Origin of the sequence: Promicromonospora kroppenstedtii DSM 19349 (genome assembly GCF_000515355.1) — a bacterium.
Lineage (GTDB): Bacteria > Actinomycetota > Actinomycetes > Actinomycetales > Cellulomonadaceae > Promicromonospora > Promicromonospora kroppenstedtii.
In genome coordinates this window covers 119,343-119,640 of record NZ_KI911759.1, presented here as the reverse complement: position 1 = coordinate 119,640, position 298 = coordinate 119,343, and positions in this window count along the sequence as shown.

Genomic DNA, 298 nt, shown 5'->3' with positions numbered 1-298 from the left:
GACGACGTGCCCGCCGCCGAGCTCCTGGACTGGCTCCCCCTCGCGTGCAGGGTGGCCCACAACGTCTGGGACTTCGACGCCTGGACCAGCTTGTCACGGCGGCTGGTCGACATCGCCCGGGAGACGGGCACGCTGTCGGTGCTGCCCGCGGCCCTGCACCTGCTGGTCTCCGAACCGGGCCCTGGGCCGGGGAGCTCGCCGTGGCCGACGCGCTGCTGGCGGAGGCGGTCTCCGTCGGTGAGGCGACGGGCAGCCGGTTCTCCGCCCAGTACGCGGCCCTGGTGCTCGAGCCCTGGCG